At 30.3% G+C, this 17,044-nt stretch carries 14 protein-coding genes and 2 tRNA genes; 9 read left to right on the top strand and 7 right to left on the bottom strand.

Annotated features, from left to right (window positions below):
- Positions 1-5: 5 nt before the first annotated feature.
- Both GOY08_RS10085 and GOY08_RS10090 read right to left on the bottom strand, forming a co-directional pair.
- On the bottom strand, positions 6-992 hold the full coding sequence (locus GOY08_RS10085; protein ID WP_158998783.1) for a BMP family lipoprotein: 987 nt from the start codon (positions 990-992) through the stop codon (positions 6-8).
- Positions 993-1,007: 15 nt separating this feature from the next.
- On the bottom strand, positions 1,008-2,090 hold the full coding sequence (locus GOY08_RS10090) for a BMP family lipoprotein (protein ID WP_158998784.1): 1,083 nt from the start codon (positions 2,088-2,090) through the stop codon (positions 1,008-1,010).
- Between the two features lie 272 nt (positions 2,091-2,362).
- Here GOY08_RS10090 and GOY08_RS10095 point away from each other — a divergent pair.
- The 6 genes from GOY08_RS10095 to GOY08_RS10120 all read left to right on the top strand — a co-directional run bounded on the left by GOY08_RS10095 (position 2,363) and on the right by GOY08_RS10120 (position 6,317).
- Positions 2,363-2,439 (top strand) — tRNA-Arg (locus GOY08_RS10095).
- A 23-nt stretch (positions 2,440-2,462) separates the two neighbouring features.
- Positions 2,463-2,553: transfer RNA gene (locus GOY08_RS10100), tRNA-Ser, on the top strand.
- Positions 2,554-2,574: 21 nt separating this feature from the next.
- Positions 2,575-3,066, top strand: a complete 492-nt coding sequence (gene tadA / locus GOY08_RS10105) for a tRNA adenosine(34) deaminase TadA (protein WP_235899669.1) — start codon at positions 2,575-2,577, stop codon at positions 3,064-3,066.
- Between the two features lie 87 nt (positions 3,067-3,153).
- Complete coding sequence (locus GOY08_RS10110; RefSeq protein ID WP_158998785.1) at positions 3,154-3,951, top strand: sugar phosphate nucleotidyltransferase; 798 nt, start codon at positions 3,154-3,156, stop codon at positions 3,949-3,951.
- A gap of 25 nt (positions 3,952-3,976) precedes the next feature.
- On the top strand, positions 3,977-5,827 hold the full coding sequence (gene glmS / locus GOY08_RS10115; RefSeq protein ID WP_158998786.1) for a glutamine--fructose-6-phosphate transaminase (isomerizing): 1,851 nt from the start codon (positions 3,977-3,979) through the stop codon (positions 5,825-5,827).
- A gap of 25 nt (positions 5,828-5,852) precedes the next feature.
- Positions 5,853-6,317 carry a methylglyoxal synthase gene (locus tag GOY08_RS10120; RefSeq protein WP_158998787.1) on the top strand — a complete coding sequence of 155 codons (465 nt, stop codon included), beginning with the start codon at positions 5,853-5,855 and terminating at the stop codon, positions 6,315-6,317.
- A gap of 30 nt (positions 6,318-6,347) precedes the next feature.
- On the opposite strand, the gene GOY08_RS10125 is transcribed toward GOY08_RS10120, so the two are convergent.
- From GOY08_RS10125 to GOY08_RS10135, 3 genes are all read right to left on the bottom strand, one after another.
- The gene (locus GOY08_RS10125) at positions 6,348-8,243 is read right to left on the bottom strand and encodes a S41 family peptidase (RefSeq protein WP_158998788.1); all 1,896 of its coding nucleotides are present in this window, start codon (positions 8,241-8,243) and stop codon (positions 6,348-6,350) included.
- An 87-nt stretch (positions 8,244-8,330) separates the two neighbouring features.
- A complete protein-coding gene (locus tag GOY08_RS10130) occupies positions 8,331-9,074 on the bottom strand; it encodes a substrate-binding periplasmic protein (RefSeq protein ID WP_158998789.1) in 744 nt (247 codons plus the stop codon).
- A gap of 10 nt (positions 9,075-9,084) precedes the next feature.
- Positions 9,085-11,340, bottom strand: coding sequence for a hypothetical protein (locus GOY08_RS10135; protein ID WP_158998790.1), 2,256 nt, complete (start codon positions 11,338-11,340; stop codon positions 9,085-9,087).
- A gap of 147 nt (positions 11,341-11,487) precedes the next feature.
- Here GOY08_RS10135 and GOY08_RS10140 point away from each other — a divergent pair, with 147 nt between their 5' ends.
- The gene (locus tag GOY08_RS10140) at positions 11,488-12,819 is read left to right on the top strand and encodes a PhoH family protein (protein WP_158998791.1); all 1,332 of its coding nucleotides are present in this window, start codon (positions 11,488-11,490) and stop codon (positions 12,817-12,819) included.
- A gap of 20 nt (positions 12,820-12,839) precedes the next feature.
- Here the strand turns inward: GOY08_RS10140 and GOY08_RS10145 are convergent, their stop codons facing one another.
- Both GOY08_RS10145 and GOY08_RS10150 read right to left on the bottom strand, forming a co-directional pair.
- Positions 12,840-13,742 (bottom strand): ParB/RepB/Spo0J family partition protein, encoded by a 903-nt coding sequence (locus GOY08_RS10145; protein ID WP_158998792.1) that lies wholly within the window; start codon positions 13,740-13,742, stop codon positions 12,840-12,842.
- 193 nt (positions 13,743-13,935) lie between these two features.
- On the bottom strand, positions 13,936-14,682 hold the full coding sequence (locus tag GOY08_RS10150) for a substrate-binding periplasmic protein (RefSeq protein ID WP_158998793.1): 747 nt from the start codon (positions 14,680-14,682) through the stop codon (positions 13,936-13,938).
- A 312-nt stretch (positions 14,683-14,994) separates the two neighbouring features.
- On the opposite strand from GOY08_RS10150, the gene GOY08_RS10155 reads away from it, so the two are divergent.
- Together GOY08_RS10155 and GOY08_RS10160 are read left to right on the top strand one after the other, a co-directional pair.
- Entirely contained in the window at positions 14,995-15,822 is an 828-nt protein-coding gene (locus GOY08_RS10155; protein WP_158998794.1) for a hypothetical protein, read from the top strand.
- Positions 15,823-16,022: 200 nt separating this feature from the next.
- On the top strand, positions 16,023-17,030 hold the full coding sequence (locus tag GOY08_RS10160) for an ATP synthase F0 subunit B (protein WP_158998795.1): 1,008 nt from the start codon (positions 16,023-16,025) through the stop codon (positions 17,028-17,030).
- Positions 17,031-17,044: the final 14 nt, after the last annotated feature.

The raw sequence follows: 17,044 nt of genomic DNA on the forward strand, positions 1-17,044 counted from the left end.
AACCTTTAATTTATTGTTTCTTGTTTTAATTCAATTATTTCTTTTTTTATGAGATTAATTTTTTGAATTTCTTCTTTAGTAAATAAACTTTCGTTATATTTATCATAAGCCCAGTTTATTCCTTTATTTTCTAAATTATATGTATAGACACCAGTTGTAAAATTATTATCTAAAATACTATGAATTGTATCCATAACAGATTTATCTATATCTTTAATTAAACTTGTTAATATAATTCCTGGTTTAATCCAGTTTTGATTTGAATCACACCCAATTGCGTATTTTTTAGTTTTTTTAATGCTTGCTTGTTCAGCTGCATTAAAAACACCTAAGCCAGAACCTCCAGCAGCATGAAATATGATATCTACACCTTGAGCGTATTGATTTAGAGCTAATTCTTGTGCTTTTGTAGGATTATTCCAAGCTTCAACAGAGACACCAACATAACCAGTCATTACTTCAATTTTAGGATTAATTTTTTTAGCACCAGCAATATAAGCTTTTTCAAATTTTTGGATCAGTGGAATATTCATCCCACCAATTATTCCTATTTTTCCAGTTTTTGTTTTTATTGCAGCAATTGCGCCCATTAAAAAAGCTCCTTGTTCATCTTGAAAAACAATGGAGCGGACATTTTCATGAGTTACTTTGGTATCAATAACTGCAAACTTTTGTTTAGGAAAGCTTGGAGCTAAATTTTTAATTGCGTCAGCATTATTAATTCCAACAGAAAAAATAATAGAACATTTGTTATTTACAAATGTTCTAATAATTTGTTTCAAATGTGATTCTTCTTTAGCTTCAATAACTTTACTGTCTTTTGAGATTGGAAGGGTTTTAAGCGCTTTTTGAAATCCATTGTAAGCCTCCTGATTAAAAGACTGGTCATCTTTCCCAGCTTTATCAAGGATCATACATATTTTGGGATTTGTTTCAGCCATTGCTACTGGTACTATAGAAGTTAGAACACATGAAACAAAAAATTTTTTCATTATCGTAGTCCTTAATTATTTAGAATTTTTTATTTTTTCCAATTCATAGTAGTCTGGTACCTTTATTTTTCCACTAATTATTTTTTCTTTAATACTATTTATTTCTTTAATTTGCGAGCTTGTGTAGAATTTTTTATTATGTTCATCGTAAGCCCAATCCACTCCACCATCTTTTAAACTAAATGCAGTATGTGTTGCAGTAAATTTATTTTCTATGATGTCTTTTATAGTTGAATAAACTGCATTATCTACTCGTTTTACCATACTAGTAATGACCACATTTGGTTTAAGCCAGTTTTGATTTGAATCCACACCGATAGCATAATGTTGTCTTTTATTATTAGATTTTTTATTCATTTGTTCAGCTGAATCAAACACACCTAGACCTGAATTAGCTGCAACTTGATAAATGACATCTATGCCTTCATTGTATTGAGCATGAGCTAGTTCTTTTGCTTTTGATGGGTTATTCCATGCATCAGGAGTGATGCCAACATACGACGTTGTAATTTTAATATTTGGATTAATATATTTAGCACCAGCTGTATAGCCTGTTTCAAAACGATGAATAAGTGGAATATCCATACCGCCAATAAAACCAATTTTTCCTGTGGAAGATTTCATTGCTGCAATAGCACCTACTAAAAATGAACCATCATGTTCTTGGAAGGTAACTGAACGGATATTTTTAGCTTTATTTTTGTCGTCAATGTTAACATCAATAGACAGAAATTTTTTGTTTGGATTTTTCGAGGCCAAATCTGGAATAAATTCGGAAGGATTAAACCCAATACCTATAATAAGATCGCAGTTAGCTTGGGTTGTAAAATTTCTAAAAAATTGAACTATTTGACTATCATTTCTTGGTTCAACAAATTTACTATCTTTACTTATCTTTAATTCTTTGAGAGCCCTGTTGAAGCCATTCACAGCAGATTCATTAAAGGAATGATCGTCCTTCCCACCTTTATCAAGAACCATACATATTTTAGGTGGTTTTGCAGTTTCTTCGGAAGCATAAATTGAGGAGATGACACTCAAACTTAGGATAACTGGAATCATTTTTCCTGTTTTTTTAATCACGCGGTGAGAGAACACGGGGATTCCTTTCGGATTTTTAAGTTTCTTGATGAAATGAATTACTTAGCCACTTGGGCAAGAATCTGAAAAGGCATAGCACAAATGAATCAAATCTTTCTACGATTTTTTTGTATAAGAAGTAGCAAAAAGAGAATAGCTAGCACCAAAATTTTTTTTAGAAGAGAAAAAAGTTAGAATGTATGTTGACTAATGATACTTGATTTTGTACACCATCAAACACTCTGAGAATTATGAGTTGCGCTTGCGTAGTTCATTTTGCTAAGACATTAGCGCGGTTAGCTCAGCTGGATAGAGCACCAGACTACGAATCTGGCGGTCAGGCGTTCGAATCGCTTACCGCGCGCCATTATTACAATATGTTATCCCTTGGGAGCGATGGGTGAGTTGGCTTAAACCACGCCCTTGCTAAGGGCGCGAAGGGGAGACTCTTCCGAGGGTTCGAATCCCTCTCGCTCCGCCACCTTCTTTCATAGGTGTGTTCTTGTCTAATAAGCAATCCGATCCAGAACAAAAAAATATTGATTCATTCTATATGCTAAAATGTCTTGATCTCGCACAGAAAGCTTTTCAGCAGCAAGAAGTTCCTGTAGGTGCTATCGTTGTTGATCATAGCAACAATAGTATTATAGCAGAAGCTTATAATTTGAGAGAAACTCACAATAATGCGACTGCTCATGCGGAATTAATAGCAATTTCAAATGCTTGTCAAAATTTAGCACGTTGGCGATTAACTAGTTGTACATTATATGTAACGTTAGAACCCTGTTTTATGTGTGCTGGAGCGATTATTTTGGCGCGAATTCCGAGAGTTGTTTTTGCAACCCATGATCCTAAAGCAGGTGCAGTAGGGAGTTTAACTAATCTTTTAAATGATTCTAGATTAAATCATTCTTGTGATGTGACAACTGGAATTTATGCAGAAGAGAGCTCATTGCTGTTAAAATCATTTTTTAAGCTTCGTAGGAATAAATAATAAAATTTTAGTATATTGAATTTTAATCATGAGGAAGGTATTTTTTTTATATCTTCTAAGATCTTTTATTATTTGGAGAAATATTCTGTGGTTGCTAATGAATTATTTAAAGCAGAAACAATAGGAGTAGTTTTAGCCGCTGGTATGGGCAAAAGAATGAATTCTTCACTACCTAAAGTAGCGCATAAATTATTAGGAAAATCTTTAGTTATTTGGGCTATCGAGTCATTAGTGAATGCAGGTATTAATAAAATTATAGTTGTTATTTCTCCAACCCAAAAAATTGTTGAAGAGATTATTTTAGAATATAATTTTCCAAGTAATATCCAAATAAATTTTGCATATCAGAATACCCCTTTAGGAACAGGTCATGCTGCTGAGTGTGGCATTAGAGAAGTAGAAAACTATTATTTAAATAATAATAAAAATAACGAAATAAATATTTTAATCGCATATGGTGATACTCCTGCAGTAAAACCTGAAACATTTAAAGAATTTATTAAAACGCATAAAAATGAAAATAATATTTTTACTGTATTGGCATTTGAAACTAATAATCCTACAGGGTATGGTCGCATTCTCACTGATGAGCAAAATAATTTTTTAGCAATTTGTGAGGAAAAAGATTGTACAGAAGAACAAAAGAAAATAAAATTATGTAATTCTGGATTTCAATGTGCAAACTATTTGGCTATGAAAGAATACTTTCCATTATTAAAAAATAATAATGCAGCAAAAGAATATTATCTAACTGATTTACCTGTAATTGCAAAACAATCAGGAAAAAAAGTTGGCTATTTAATTGGAATAGATGAAACAGAATTTTTAGGAATTAATTCTCAAGAGCAATTAGCTGAAATGGAAAAGAAATTTAAAGAAAAATAACTTTGAAAATCATGAAGAGGTTTCTATGTGTGGAGTAATTGGTTATATTGGAACAGGAGTCACCCCCGAATTTTTTTATAATGGATTAAAAAGATTAGAATATCGAGGCTATGATTCTGCAGGCATTGCTATGCTTGAAGCTAACAAAATTTATATTGAAAGAGCAGAAGGAAAACTTACAAATCTCCAAAAAAAACTGAGCAATTTACCAAAATCAGCACATCTAGGAATAGGTCACACACGTTGGGCAACTCATGGAAAACCTACAGAACAAAATGCTCATCCGCATAGATCAGATAATATTATTTTATTGCATAATGGAATTATTGAAAATTATAAAGAATTAAAAGAGTTTTTATTAACTAAAAATTATGTCTTTCAAAGTGAGACAGATACTGAAGTAGCTGCTCATTTATTAAATTATGAATTGAAAAAATTGAATAATAGTAACTCTGTCGAAGATAATATGAAAAAAGCAATTTTCTCATTAGTAAAACAAATTCGAGGAGCATTTGCTTTTGGAATAATATGTACTGACGAACCAGATACTTTGTATGTAGTTAAGTATGGTTCACCAATTGTATTAGGAATTGGTGAAAATGAAAATTATATGGCTTCAGGAATTGCAGCATTAGTAGATCATACTCGTGAAATAATTATTTTAGAAGATAATGAAATTGCTTTTTTGAAAAAAGATTCAATAAAAATTGTGAATTTTTCTGGAAATGAAATAACTAGAGAGCCTATAACAGTGAATTGGTCATCCAATATGCTCGATAAAAATGGATATGATCATTTCATGTTAAAAGAAATACACGAGCAGCCACAAGCAGTAGCTCAAACAATTAATGGGCGCATAGATAGAAATCAAGGTACTGTAGATTTAAAAGCTTATGGAATTCATAAAATAAATTTAAAACAAATTGATAGAATTCAAATAATTGCTTGCGGAACAAGTTTTTATGTGAGTTGTTTGGCAAAGTACTATTTTGAGGAATTTACCCGAATTCCTGTAGAAGTTGATCTTGCAAGTGAATATCGCTATAGATCATCTACAGTAAATGAAAATACGCTATGTATTGCAGTTTCTCAGAGTGGAGAAACCATTGATACTCTTCAAGCAATAAAATTTGCAAAAGAAAATAAGGCTAAAACACTTGCTATAGTAAACGCACCTGGAAGCAGCATTGCTCATGTCTGTGACGATGAAAGTTTAATTTACGCAGGCCCAGAGATTGGAGTAGCAAGTACTAAAGCTTTATCAGCTCAATTATCTTCATTACTTCTATTAGCCTTGGGTATGGCGCAAGAGAAAAACAAAAAAGATAAAAACTATATCGCTAATTGCTTAGAAGATTTATCAAAAGTCCCAAGTTTAATAGAAAAAACACTTGCGCTATCAAAGCCAATTAAAGAAATTACTTTAAAATACCAGCATATGGATAATCTTTTATTTATTGGTAGAGGTCAGCAGTGGCCGGTAGCATTGGAAGGTGCATTAAAATTAAAGGAACTCTCATATATTCATGCAGAAGGCTATGCAGCAGGAGAGTTAAAGCATGGTCCTATTGCTTTAATTGATGAAAATATGAGCGTAGTTTGTTTGGCTCCGAAAGATCAATATTATGAAAAAACAATTAGTAATATTGAAGAAATAAGGGCAAGAGGAGGAAAAATTCTTTCAATTGGAACGGAAGGTGATACTTCTTTACAAGCTATTTCTGATGATTTTATTCCTGTAACAAAATGCTCTCATATTGCGTTACCTTTTTTAACTACAGTTCCAATGCATTTATTTGCTTATTGGATAGCTGTTAGAAGAGGAAATGATGTAGATCAACCAAGAAATTTAGCTAAAAGTGTTACTGTAGAATAATACTATTTATAATTGAAAGTTAAGTATGAATAAAACTAAGTATAAAGAAATTATTGTACCTGAAAAAAAAAGAATTGTATTAATTGCTCATGATAATAAGAAAAAAGAATTACTAGATTGGGCTGTAGAACATAGTAATAAATTGGCTGATCATGAATTATTTGCAACTGGTACAACAGGAAAGTTATTAGAAAGAGAAACTGGGTTTAAAGTTACATGTTTTGAAAGTGGACCTTTAGGAGGAGATATGCAGGCTGGCGCTTATATTTCTGAAGGAAAATTAGATATGGTACTTTTCTTTTGGGATCCATTAGCAGCTCAGCCACATGATCCAGATGTTCGAGCTTTACTTAGAGTGGCTGTTGTTTGGAATGTTCCCTTAGCCTGTAATAAAGCTTCAGCAGATTTTCTAATAAGTTCACCATTTTTTTCTAACTCATATAAAAGACACATCACTGATTTTTCTGGCTATAAAGGAAGAAGTGTCTAGTATTTTTATTTAGATAGAAAAATAATTTTTTTATCTATTTAAATAGAATTTTTTCGAATTACTCGGATCCAGCATGTCATCCATAATATTATTTAATATTCTTGATCCATTATTTAAAGCATCTTCTTCTGTTGGTTTATAAACATAATCAGCTAGAATTCCAATACCTTCAATATATTGTTCATATTTACTATTATTGTATCGTTTAATTTTATTCCAAGCGAAGCGAATTTCAGCACCTTTTGGTAGAGGTTTTGCATTTGGAATCATAGTTGTTGAATGACCTTGTTCATCAATTACAACAGGAGTTAAAAAGTCATTCCATTCAATAACGTTTGCACCACCACCGCCAGTATGAGCTGTTTCACCATAAATTCTAGCTATTTTAAAATCCTTGAAAAGTGCGGCAAATATATCACAAGCAGAATAACAATTGCTATTTGTCAAGACGGCAATAGGTTTTGTAGTTAAAATTGGTTTTAAAATTTCTGTTGTTTCTTTATTGTAATATGAAGGAAGTGAATCATTCTCATCACCATCATACCTATCGCCTTCTTTTAAAAGTAATTCTCTTTTAATCACTAATTCTTTTGTAAATTTTCCATTAATTAATTTTTCCATTGAATATACTGTATCAAGTATAGGACTGGTAAGAGGATCAATAGTGTTTTTTCTGGAAATATATCTTGACATTTCTAAATTATAAAATGTTTCTTTGTTAGTTTCTGAAACTAGAGGCTTTACCAACATATTTGAAACAAATTGTGTAGTAAACATATTTGCTAATAATTGAGGATAGCTGCCATAACCACCGCCATTTCCTCTGATATCAAAAATAACTCCTTCTATATTATCTTTATTATCTCTAATATATTTTCTTATAAAATTTACTTCCGCATTAATCTTTTCTCTTGCTTCAAGATAATTATAAAAGTCATATTCAGCACTAGGTATGAAATAATTCAAATGTATGAGCGCAAAGTTTTTTCCATTTCTTTGAATTTGTGTAATTGTAACATTTTCTTTTCCATTATTTCTATTATTTATCACTTCATTACTATCTACTGATTTTGAATACTTAATTAAATTAGTTGCATTTGTAATACTTAAAGTATTTATATTCCGATTGTTACAAATAGGAGTATTTGCTTTCGTTTGTATCCAAGGGAATGTAAATTCATAAATTTGATTATCTTTTTTACTTCTAACCTCTATTGTGAAATTTCCTTCTGCTGGCTGCATATAGGAGCCATTTCTATTAAAAAAATTCTGCACAGCTCTAGTTCTAAAAGCATCTTCATTTGCTCCACGATAAAAAGCACCAATTTCTAATATTGCGGATTTTGTTGAATATTTTTTGGAAGATGATATTCCTTCTAGTCCGATATTCTTGATAGATAATATTTCATCACCTATATTTAATTTGTTATAGTTATTATTTAATGTTTCATTTTCAAATGTTGCTTTATCATATTTTTGTGTGATTATTAATTTTTCATTTTCACCGTATTCATCATAAATAAGCTTTGTACTTAATGGAAAAGAAGAACTATTACAACGTGCTGGTATAGGATAAATAAATCCAGTATGCAAATCTCTTATATTCCTAAATATTTTCATAGATTCTGAAAGTAAAACTTCTGAACTCATTTGGTTATTCAGTTTATTTGCCTCTTTTAATGCATCGTATTTATAGTCCGTTATTTTTTGCAATCTATTCACGTAAAAATCATTGAAAACAGTTTTCACCGCAAATATTAAATTATCTTTTTCCTCATTAGTTAAATTTGGTAAAGCCCAATCACTTGATTTAGAAATTGATTTAGATTGAATATTTTGTTTTTCAAAATCCTGTTTGCTTTCTTTATTAGAACAAGAAAAAATAACTAATGAACTTAAAAAAAATAAACTTTTTTTGATTTTCATAATTTCTCCTATTATTTTAAAAAAGATATTACATTTCATTTCTAAAATATGTCAATCTTAAAAATAATTTTATTTAGAAATTATAATTTACTTTTTATATCCATACTTTTTTTGAATACTTTTAATCTTTTCGCTATTTTTTATTTTATCAAAAGATTTTTCCAATGTAGATATTAAATTTTTATCTGTACTTTTGTTAAAAGCTAAATATAAACCAACTTCTTTTATTGTATATATAGGAACGAATGTTGTTTTATGTTCTTTTGCATGAAACAAACCTACTAATAACCCCGTTGCCCAAATATCAATTCTATTTCTTTCTAATTTTGTTGGATTATACTTTTCTTCATTTACAAAATCTAAATTTTTATCTGCTTTGAAACCATTTTCTAATAGATAGTTAGAAAGAGCACTTTGTTTATAAACTCCTACTAAGTATTTTTTTGCATCATCTAATTTATGAATTTTTATTTTGGAATTTTTTCTAGTAAAAAAACTCCAATCATTTTTTATTAAAGGACCAATCCAGTAAAAAGAATTTTCTCTATCAGGAGTTCTTGCTAGCGAATATAAACCTATATCTTTATTTTTTGAAGCTGTATCCAAAGCTCTAGCCCAAGGAAGAATTTCTATGGAATAATTAATATGAGCATTTTTAAATATTTCCTCAACAATTTCGGTAGATATTCCTGTTACTTTATTATTTGGCCCTTCAAAATTATTTGGTGGTTTTTCTTCAGTATAAATTTTAATTTCATCAAATGAAAATGATTTATATTGAAGAAAAATTAAAGCTAATATTGTGAAGATATAATTTATTTTTCTATACATATATTGCTCTTTACTGTTTTTTTATATTATTTAGAAATATTAAGCTTTCCCAAGCGTTTTTTCTTGTATAGTTGAAATATTTTTCTAAATTATTAAATGTATTTTCACAGAGATTATAAACTTCTTTTGGCAATTTATTATAATCTTCACTACCGTGCATCATCATCGAGTTTTTAATTTTTTTAATTTCATCTTCTTTACTTTCATAAATTCTTTTTGAAATTGTAGTTAATTCTGCTTCAAAAACTTTTGAAAAATTTAATTCATCGTTTGGTCTTTCAACTCTCCATGATGCAAGTTTTGCAACCAATCTTTCTCTTATCTCTCTTTTATTACCTGTAGCACCCATAAGAGATTCCATTTCTTCCATTATATTCTCATTAGCTTCTTCATTTCTTCCAGTTATATCATTCTGTATTTTTTCTTTTTTAATAAATGCAGTCACGTTACGCATATATTTTTGAAGAGCATTTATGTACTGTTCTTCGTCATAAAAATTTAAAGCAGATAAAAACTCTTTGTGAAATTGTTGACTATATTGTATTTTTATATGCTTAATAAATTCACGATAGTCATGATATCCTCCCCGCGGCTCAAATTGCAGATAATCATAAATCGTTCTATCTCTAGTCAATTTTTCAATTTCATCGAAAAGTGCAATTGCTGAAAGGGAATCATGCCTTTCATTTTGTGCTGCAAAATAAAGTAACATTTTCATTTCTCTAGGACTTGCACCAAATCTACCTTCATAAGCAACAGAACTTTGGCTTTCTTTCAGTATTTCTTCGACATTTTTCTTCAATAGACCTTTTTCTGTTTCTGTAAATGTGTTTGATGGTTCATTTCCATCATATAATGCTTGTTTATCATAAGGATCTAGTCTAGCGATGATATTTCTAATTCCTGGATCATAATAATCAGGATCTGGTTGTCGTAACCTTGTTAAGACAGCCCATTTTGCAAGTAATGATAAGGAGTGAGGACCAATTTTTTTTGTTTTTTCAATAATTTTTATATCTTCTTCATATATTTTTTGCTCTAATTTAGCTGAAAGTAAGTAAGGAACTCTCACTAATTCAAATCTTCCTTTAAATGAAGGCCAATCAGGTGAATTTTTAAAGGCATCTAGATGTTTTTCATTTGTACTTGCCATCATAATTAGATCCAAATCAGCTATTCCGCTTGGGAGATTAATACTCATTTTTTCAATAGTTGTTAACAGATATTTAAAGGCTTCTAAAGGTCGTTTTAGAAGATCTGCGAATTCAATAAATCCTCTATTTGCATCAATCAATTCTCCTTGCGGTTCAAATATTCTTATATTTTGAAGGGCAGGGGGAATATTTTGAATATTTCTTTCCATAGTAATTTGTCTATCTTGAGCATCAATAGCCATTTGTGGTTCGACTGACGCAATTCCTACTCTATAACGACCGCTATAAAAAAATCTTTCGACTTGCACGTGTCTTAGTACTTTATCTAAATCTCCTTTGTAGGCAACAAGAAGAGAATCAAATATTTTTTTACTCTTTGCCCCTAACGCGCCTTCTTCAAGATAAATGGGTGTATCTTCAGGATACATATTATTAATTGATATTTTTTTGAATAATTCAATGCGTTCTTTTTTAGGTAAAATAAAGATAGGATTTTCTTTCATTTCACTCACTATTTTGCACATAATTTCGTCATCTTCTAAATGTGCAAACGTCTTATTTCCATTTTTTGTTGGAGGCTCGTCGCCAAATCCAATATGTTTATTAAAATTATCACCTAAACCGTCATAACCAATTTTATCTGAAGGAAAAATCCAATTAAATTTATATACAACTCCATGCTCTGTTTTAGAATATTCTTCTAAAGCGTTAGCTATAGCTTCAGCGGTAGAGGATTTACTTGAACCATTTGGACCGTGGAGTAAAATAAGTTTATCAACTTTCCCTTGGCGCACAAATTGTTCTAAAACTCTATAAATACTTTCATGAGCTTCTTCTTGACCTGTAATTGCTGGTTTATTTTTCCCACGAATTCTTTCAAATAATTTAAAATGTCTTTTAGTAATATTATGAGCATATTTAACATCACTTACACCAAAATATTTGAACATATCTAACATATATTCCGCAGAATTTCTTATTAATTTTCTTGGTTCTTTTATAAATACCTCTAGAAATTCATCATATGAAAGAATATATTTTTGCTCTTTAAATTCTCTTTTAACACTTTCTGAAACACTATTAAGCAGGTCTTTGGAGTGAGATGGTATCATTTCTTTTTTCTCCTACTTTGAACTAAAAAAAAATGCTTCTTTCTGTTAACCTCTAATCATTCTCATGGAATGATAGAGGAAGAATTGATTTCTTGTAAGAGCGCGATCCCTCTTTGGATCGAATTATTTGTCGAAAGGGGTAAAGGGTTGAAAAAGAAATTTGTAATAGACACAAATGTGTTGCTATCTAATCCAAGTGCCATTTTCTCTTTTGAAGATAATGATGTGTACATTCCAATATCAGTAATTGAGGAACTAGACACTTTTAAAAAGGGTTTGAGTGAAACGGGAAGGAATGCTCGTCATTTTTCAAGAATTCTTGATGATCTTCGAGAGAGAGGATCTTTAAGCAATGGTATACCTTTATTTGGAGACAAAAGAGATAGTGGTAAAGTTTATGTTGTTTTAGAGTCAGATATGGCTCTATTGCCTACTCATTTTGAAAGAAAACCTGATAATTTAATACTAAGCGTTGCATTGATATTAAAAAAACAAGCAGCAAATATGCCAGTAATTTTAATAACTAAGGACTCTAACCTGCGGATTAAAGCTGATGCATTAGGTGTTAGTGTTTCAGACTTTGAAGCTGATAAAGTTAACATAGAGGAGCTTTACACAGGAATAGTAGAATTTGAAGTTGAATCAGAAGTACTTAAAAAATATTTATCATCTGGTTCAGTTTCGTTAGAAGAATATGAACTCATGCCTAATCAGTATGTTATTTTAAGAGATGCAAAAGATCCATTGCAGTTTGTTTATGGAAAATATGATCATGTTACGGGTAATTTAAAAAATTTAAATTTAGGTGGAAAAGATTTTGTTTGGGGTATTTATCCAAGGAATTTAGAACAAAGTTTTGCTTTAGATTTACTATTAGACGATGATGTTAAGCTTGTTACTTTAGTTGGTACTGCAGGAACTGGTAAAACTTTACTAGCCATTGCAGCAGGATTAGAAAAAACAACTGATGAATCAAAATACCAAAAATTACTAGTTAGTAGACCTATTTTCCCTTTAGGTAGAGATGTAGGCTATTTGCCTGGTACTTTAGAAGAAAAACTAAATCCTTGGATGCAACCAATATTTGATAATTTAGAACTTTTACTTGGTGGTGTTTCTCAAGGAAGACAAAAAAGACTTTCTCAAAGTTATCATGAATTAATTAATCAAGGTATATTAGAGGTAGAACCACTTACTTATATTCGTGGACGTTCCATACCAAATCAATACTTTATTGTTGATGAAGCACAAAATTTAACTCCACATGAAATTAAAACTATTTTGACTCGTGCTGGAGAAAATACAAAAATTATCCTAACAGGCGATCCTTATCAAATTGATAATCCTTATGTTGACGCAGCAAGTAATGGTTTAACTTATGTTGTAGAGAGAATGAAACAAGAAGCTATAGCAGGTCATGTTACTTTAGTCAAAGGGGAAAGATCTGCTTTGGCTACAATTGCTGCTAATTTATTATAATAAAATATTAAATTTTTTTGCTAACTGTTTTTTGGGGGAGGGATAATACTCCCAAGAATAAGCTCAGAAATTCTTTCTAAATCATCTAAAGTATAATAACTTATTTCAATTTTTCCTTTGTTGGTATCACCTGTGATTTTAACTTTTGTCCCCAAATGTCCTTTGTATTGATCACAAATATAACGAAGATCTGGGGAAATAGAATCAGTAAGTGTTTTATGAGGTTTGTCTAGCTTTAATGATTTAATTAATTCTTCAGCTTGTCTAACTGACAACTTTTTTTTGACTATAATTGAGTGAGCTTTTAGTTGCAGCTTGGAGTTGTCAATAGCACATAACGCTCTTGCGTGACCTGCAGTAATAATCTTTAAATTAAGATCATCTAAAATTTTATCAGGAAGAGACAGTAGTCTTATAGTATTTGATATTGTCGCTCTATTTTTACCTATTCTGGATGCTAAGGTTTCTTGTGTATAATTGTGTTCGTCTAAAAGTTTTTTATATGTTTGTGCTTCTTCAACCGCAGATAAGGCTTCTCTTTGAATATTTTCAATAAGCGCTAGTTCTAAAGAAGAATGATCATTTAAGTCTCTTACAATACACGGTATTTTATCTAAGCCTGCAATTTGCGCTGCTTTCCAGCGTCTTTCACCAGCAATAATTTTAATTTTTTCGTTTTCATCTAACGATACGATAACTGGCTGCAATATTCCATAAGTTCTTATACTTTGTGCTAATTCATCTAAGCTTTCAGGATCAAAATAAGTTCTTGGTTGTTCTTCTAAGGGTTCTATATTGTTTATAGGTATATATTCAATTACTTGATTTTGATAATAGTTTTTTGAGGTACCATGGAATTTATGGTTGAATGTAACAGGTTTATTTTTATCTAGTTTTAATAAGTCATTGCTATTGAGAGGCATTTCATTCTCCTACAGTGAATAGAGACCTTAAATCTGAAAACTTTTTTTTCAAGAGAAAATGAGTTTTTTCTTATTTTCTTAGTAGATTCATTATATTAAATAAAAATGTTTCACGTGAAACATTTTTAAATATTTTCTATTGAATCTATTTTAAGTCGTAATCGATAATTTTAACAAGATTTGAAAAATGTCGCTATTCTTTTTTGACTTGATTAATTTCATTTAACTCGAGTCTTCTCTGTAATGCTTTTAATTCTCCTGACTGCTCCATATCGCTAAGTATTTTTTGCAATATACTAACCTGTGATTGAAATTTATTAGAAAGAAAATGATATAAAGGAGTTTGAAAGTTCTCAGGAGAGTATGAATACTTTATTTTTGTGGTATTTCCCATTTTTTTCATTACAATATTAGCATTAATGCGTGATGTAATAAATAAATCGATTCTGTCAAGTAAAAGCATTTGAATAAGCTGTTCTATAGAGTTAACAGATTCAAGAGTTTTTACTTTACTGAGGTAGTCTTCAAATCCAGGCAAACCTTTAATTATTCCTACTCTATAATTTTTAAAAGAATCTTTGGTAATTTCTCTAAAATTTAATTCTTTTGTAGAAAAAATTGTAGGTGATATAAAGTAAATTGAAGGAACAATTTTTATCAGCTGTGCATGATCATCTGCAAATTTAGTATATCTGCATACTTCACCATCAAGATTTCCTTTAAAGGTTTCAAAAATTGATCTCCAACCGGGAAGAACATTGATATGAAAAGGAATATTAGCTTTATTGTAGATGATATTTAAAATACCTGCACATATTTTCTGATGAGGTATATTCACAATTTGTCCCAATTCAATTACTTTTTTTTCATTTTCAAATGCATATGACTGCATATTAGTTACTAAAATACATAGAGATATTTTGATCAATAGTAGTTTCATAATTGCCTTAGAGTCTATTTAAAAAGTAAAATTCAATTCTTAATTTAGCATAGTAGCAGATAAATACATATTATCATTATTGAAATCAACAGAATGTTTCACGTGAAACATTTTTTTAGAGACCCTAATCTGAGTTTTAACGTAATAGAATAATAAACCTATTGATGGGGTATGTTAAATTTATTTTTAGGAAAGTTTAAAGTCTATGAATTTATAAAAATATTTTAATCATCTGATTTCTGATAAGTATGCTTTTTTAAGCAATATAAATAAGTTTAATTTTCGGCTTGTCGTATATTGAAAGGATATTTTATGCAAAAGTCGAAAATTAAACTTATTAAGGAACTTGTAAAAAAAAGAATTGAAGAAGATGTAATCCATATTCTTGAAATAATTAAAAGTGGATTTGATGTACATATTAAAGTTGAGTCACAGGATATTCAAGAAATAGTCCTTGATTTTCTTGAATTAGAACAAAAGAATCAATTTCTATGCTTTAATATCATTACGAATCCACAGGAATTGGATGAAAAATATGTAACGGTTATAAGTAAACAATCGACTATCATTCCAACAGTATTAATTCATCCAGATACAATAAAATATGGTTTAGGATTTATTATTTATAAAGTTTCGTCTCCTGAACTTCTTATTTCTTCACCAGCAAGTGCTATTGAGAAGATTCTAGAACATTTTGGTCTCGATATTTATTTAGATGTATTTGATAGTGAAATCTTTCGAAAGCTAAAGTTAGTAGCAAAACATCTGGGATTAAATTTTTTTATAGATGCTGTGGTTCAAACAGCTTATTTGGGCGGTTTTAAAGGTTCTTACCCAAGCGCAACAGAGTATCTAGATCATATTCTTATAAATTTTGATGAAATATATAGCAATAGTCAGATTTCGCTTGAAAAATGTGCAGAAAATTTATTTTCTTATACATTGTTACAAAGTCATGATGCCCATGGCTTTATAAAAGCTGCTTTGAGTTTTTATACAGTAAAAAAGAAGGGGTTTACTATTACAAAAGCGAGTCAATTGCTCCAAATATCTCGAACTACATTACAAGAACATCTTAAGTTGGCAGAAAAACTTGGGGTATCTAATTTTTTTGAAGGATATAGGCAAAAAACACTTTAATTGAAAAATATTATTGCAAATTATGTGAGCGAGGGCTTGCAGAAACTCAAAGTTCACAGTAATAACAAGGCCAGATACAGGAACGAGCGGGTGCTGCTTGGGTTGCCGAACCTAAACAACACCGTTTTTGTTTTAGATATTTTTTATTTTCTTTTGAAAATTCAGCTTAAAATGGCTGAACATGCCTTGAGGTGGAGTAAATGGCAGGCTCTCTAGATATTTATCCGTTTCATGATACAGAAGGTGCCATAAGATTTGGTATTCAAGTAGGTATTTTCTTAGTGGGAGTATATATAGCGCAAAGGCTCATAATACAACCTGCGGTAAAACTTCATAACGAACGCAGACGGAGAACAATCGGAGCAACAGAAGCTTCTCGATTGGAAAATGATCGGGCAAGAAAGTTAGAAATGCAGTACCTTGAAGAGCTTAAAAAAGGTGCTGAAGAAGCTAAACGCTTGAAAGCTGAACAAATTAATGCTGCACAAAAAATTGCTACTGAAATAATAACAGAAAATCAAACTAAAGCAGAAGCTTATTTGGATGATGTAAAAGCAAGGTTAGAAGCAGAAAGAACTAAAGCTAAAAGTGATCTTCCAAATCAAGTTAAAGAATTAGTGTCAACTATTTACAAAAAAATTGGGGTTGCATGTTTAAGCTTTATTCTTGGATATGAACTTCTTAATTCAAATAAGGCTTTTGCTACCCCAGGTGACGGCTCAACTCCATCTTTTTGGTATGGTGTTTTCTGGCCATATTTTCAATTTGTAATTTATCTAGCTGCCATTATATTTTTTGCTAAAAAACCTATTGCTAACATGTTGGACAAAAATCGCACTGAGCTTAGAGCTAAACTTTCTGAAGCAAAAGAAGCTAGTTTATTAGCTGAGAGAAAAGTTAAAGAATATGAAGCACAAATAGCATCTTTGGAAGAAGAAATATCTAAATTGAAAGAACAAAGTCTATTTGATGCTAAAATTGAGCGTGAAAAGATTTTAAATGACGCAACAAAATTATCTGAATCAATTTTGAAAGATGCTCAAAGAGCTGCAAATGAAATGATTACTAGGACAAAAGAAGAAATTAAACATGAGTTGTTTAGTTTAGCTTTAAATGAAGTTGAAAAATCATTAACTGCTGAGCAATTACATTCTTTAGATGCAAAGCTAAAGTCGGAAACAATTGAAGGCATTAGGTCTCTCAATTAATTCATTTTTTTTTA

The organism is Pigmentibacter ruber, assembly GCF_009792895.1.
GTDB lineage: Bacteria > Bdellovibrionota_B > Oligoflexia > Silvanigrellales > Silvanigrellaceae > Silvanigrella > Silvanigrella rubra.

What these genes read in the sequence shown, in the direction of transcription:
- GOY08_RS10085 (WP_158998783.1), bottom strand. Translation starts at nt 992, where the DNA reads ATGAAAAAATTTTTTGTTTCATGTGTTCTAACTTCTATAGTACCAGTA.
- glmS (WP_158998786.1), top strand. Translation starts at nt 3,977, where the DNA reads ATGTGTGGAGTAATTGGTTATATTGGAACAGGAGTCACCCCCGAATTT.
- GOY08_RS10120 (WP_158998787.1), top strand. Translation starts at nt 5,853, where the DNA reads ATGAATAAAACTAAGTATAAAGAAATTATTGTACCTGAAAAAAAAAGA.
- GOY08_RS10125 (WP_158998788.1), bottom strand. Translation starts at nt 8,243, where the DNA reads ATGAAAATCAAAAAAAGTTTATTTTTTTTAAGTTCATTAGTTATTTTT.
- GOY08_RS10130 (WP_158998789.1), bottom strand. Translation starts at nt 9,074, where the DNA reads ATGTATAGAAAAATAAATTATATCTTCACAATATTAGCTTTAATTTTT.
- GOY08_RS10135 (WP_158998790.1), bottom strand. Translation starts at nt 11,340, where the DNA reads ATGATACCATCTCACTCCAAAGACCTGCTTAATAGTGTTTCAGAAAGT.
- GOY08_RS10145 (WP_158998792.1), bottom strand. Translation starts at nt 13,742, where the DNA reads ATGCCTCTCAATAGCAATGACTTATTAAAACTAGATAAAAATAAACCT.
- GOY08_RS10150 (WP_158998793.1), bottom strand. Translation starts at nt 14,682, where the DNA reads ATGAAACTACTATTGATCAAAATATCTCTATGTATTTTAGTAACTAAT.
- GOY08_RS10155 (WP_158998794.1), top strand. Translation starts at nt 14,995, where the DNA reads ATGCAAAAGTCGAAAATTAAACTTATTAAGGAACTTGTAAAAAAAAGA.
- GOY08_RS10160 (WP_158998795.1), top strand. Translation starts at nt 16,023, where the DNA reads ATGGCAGGCTCTCTAGATATTTATCCGTTTCATGATACAGAAGGTGCC.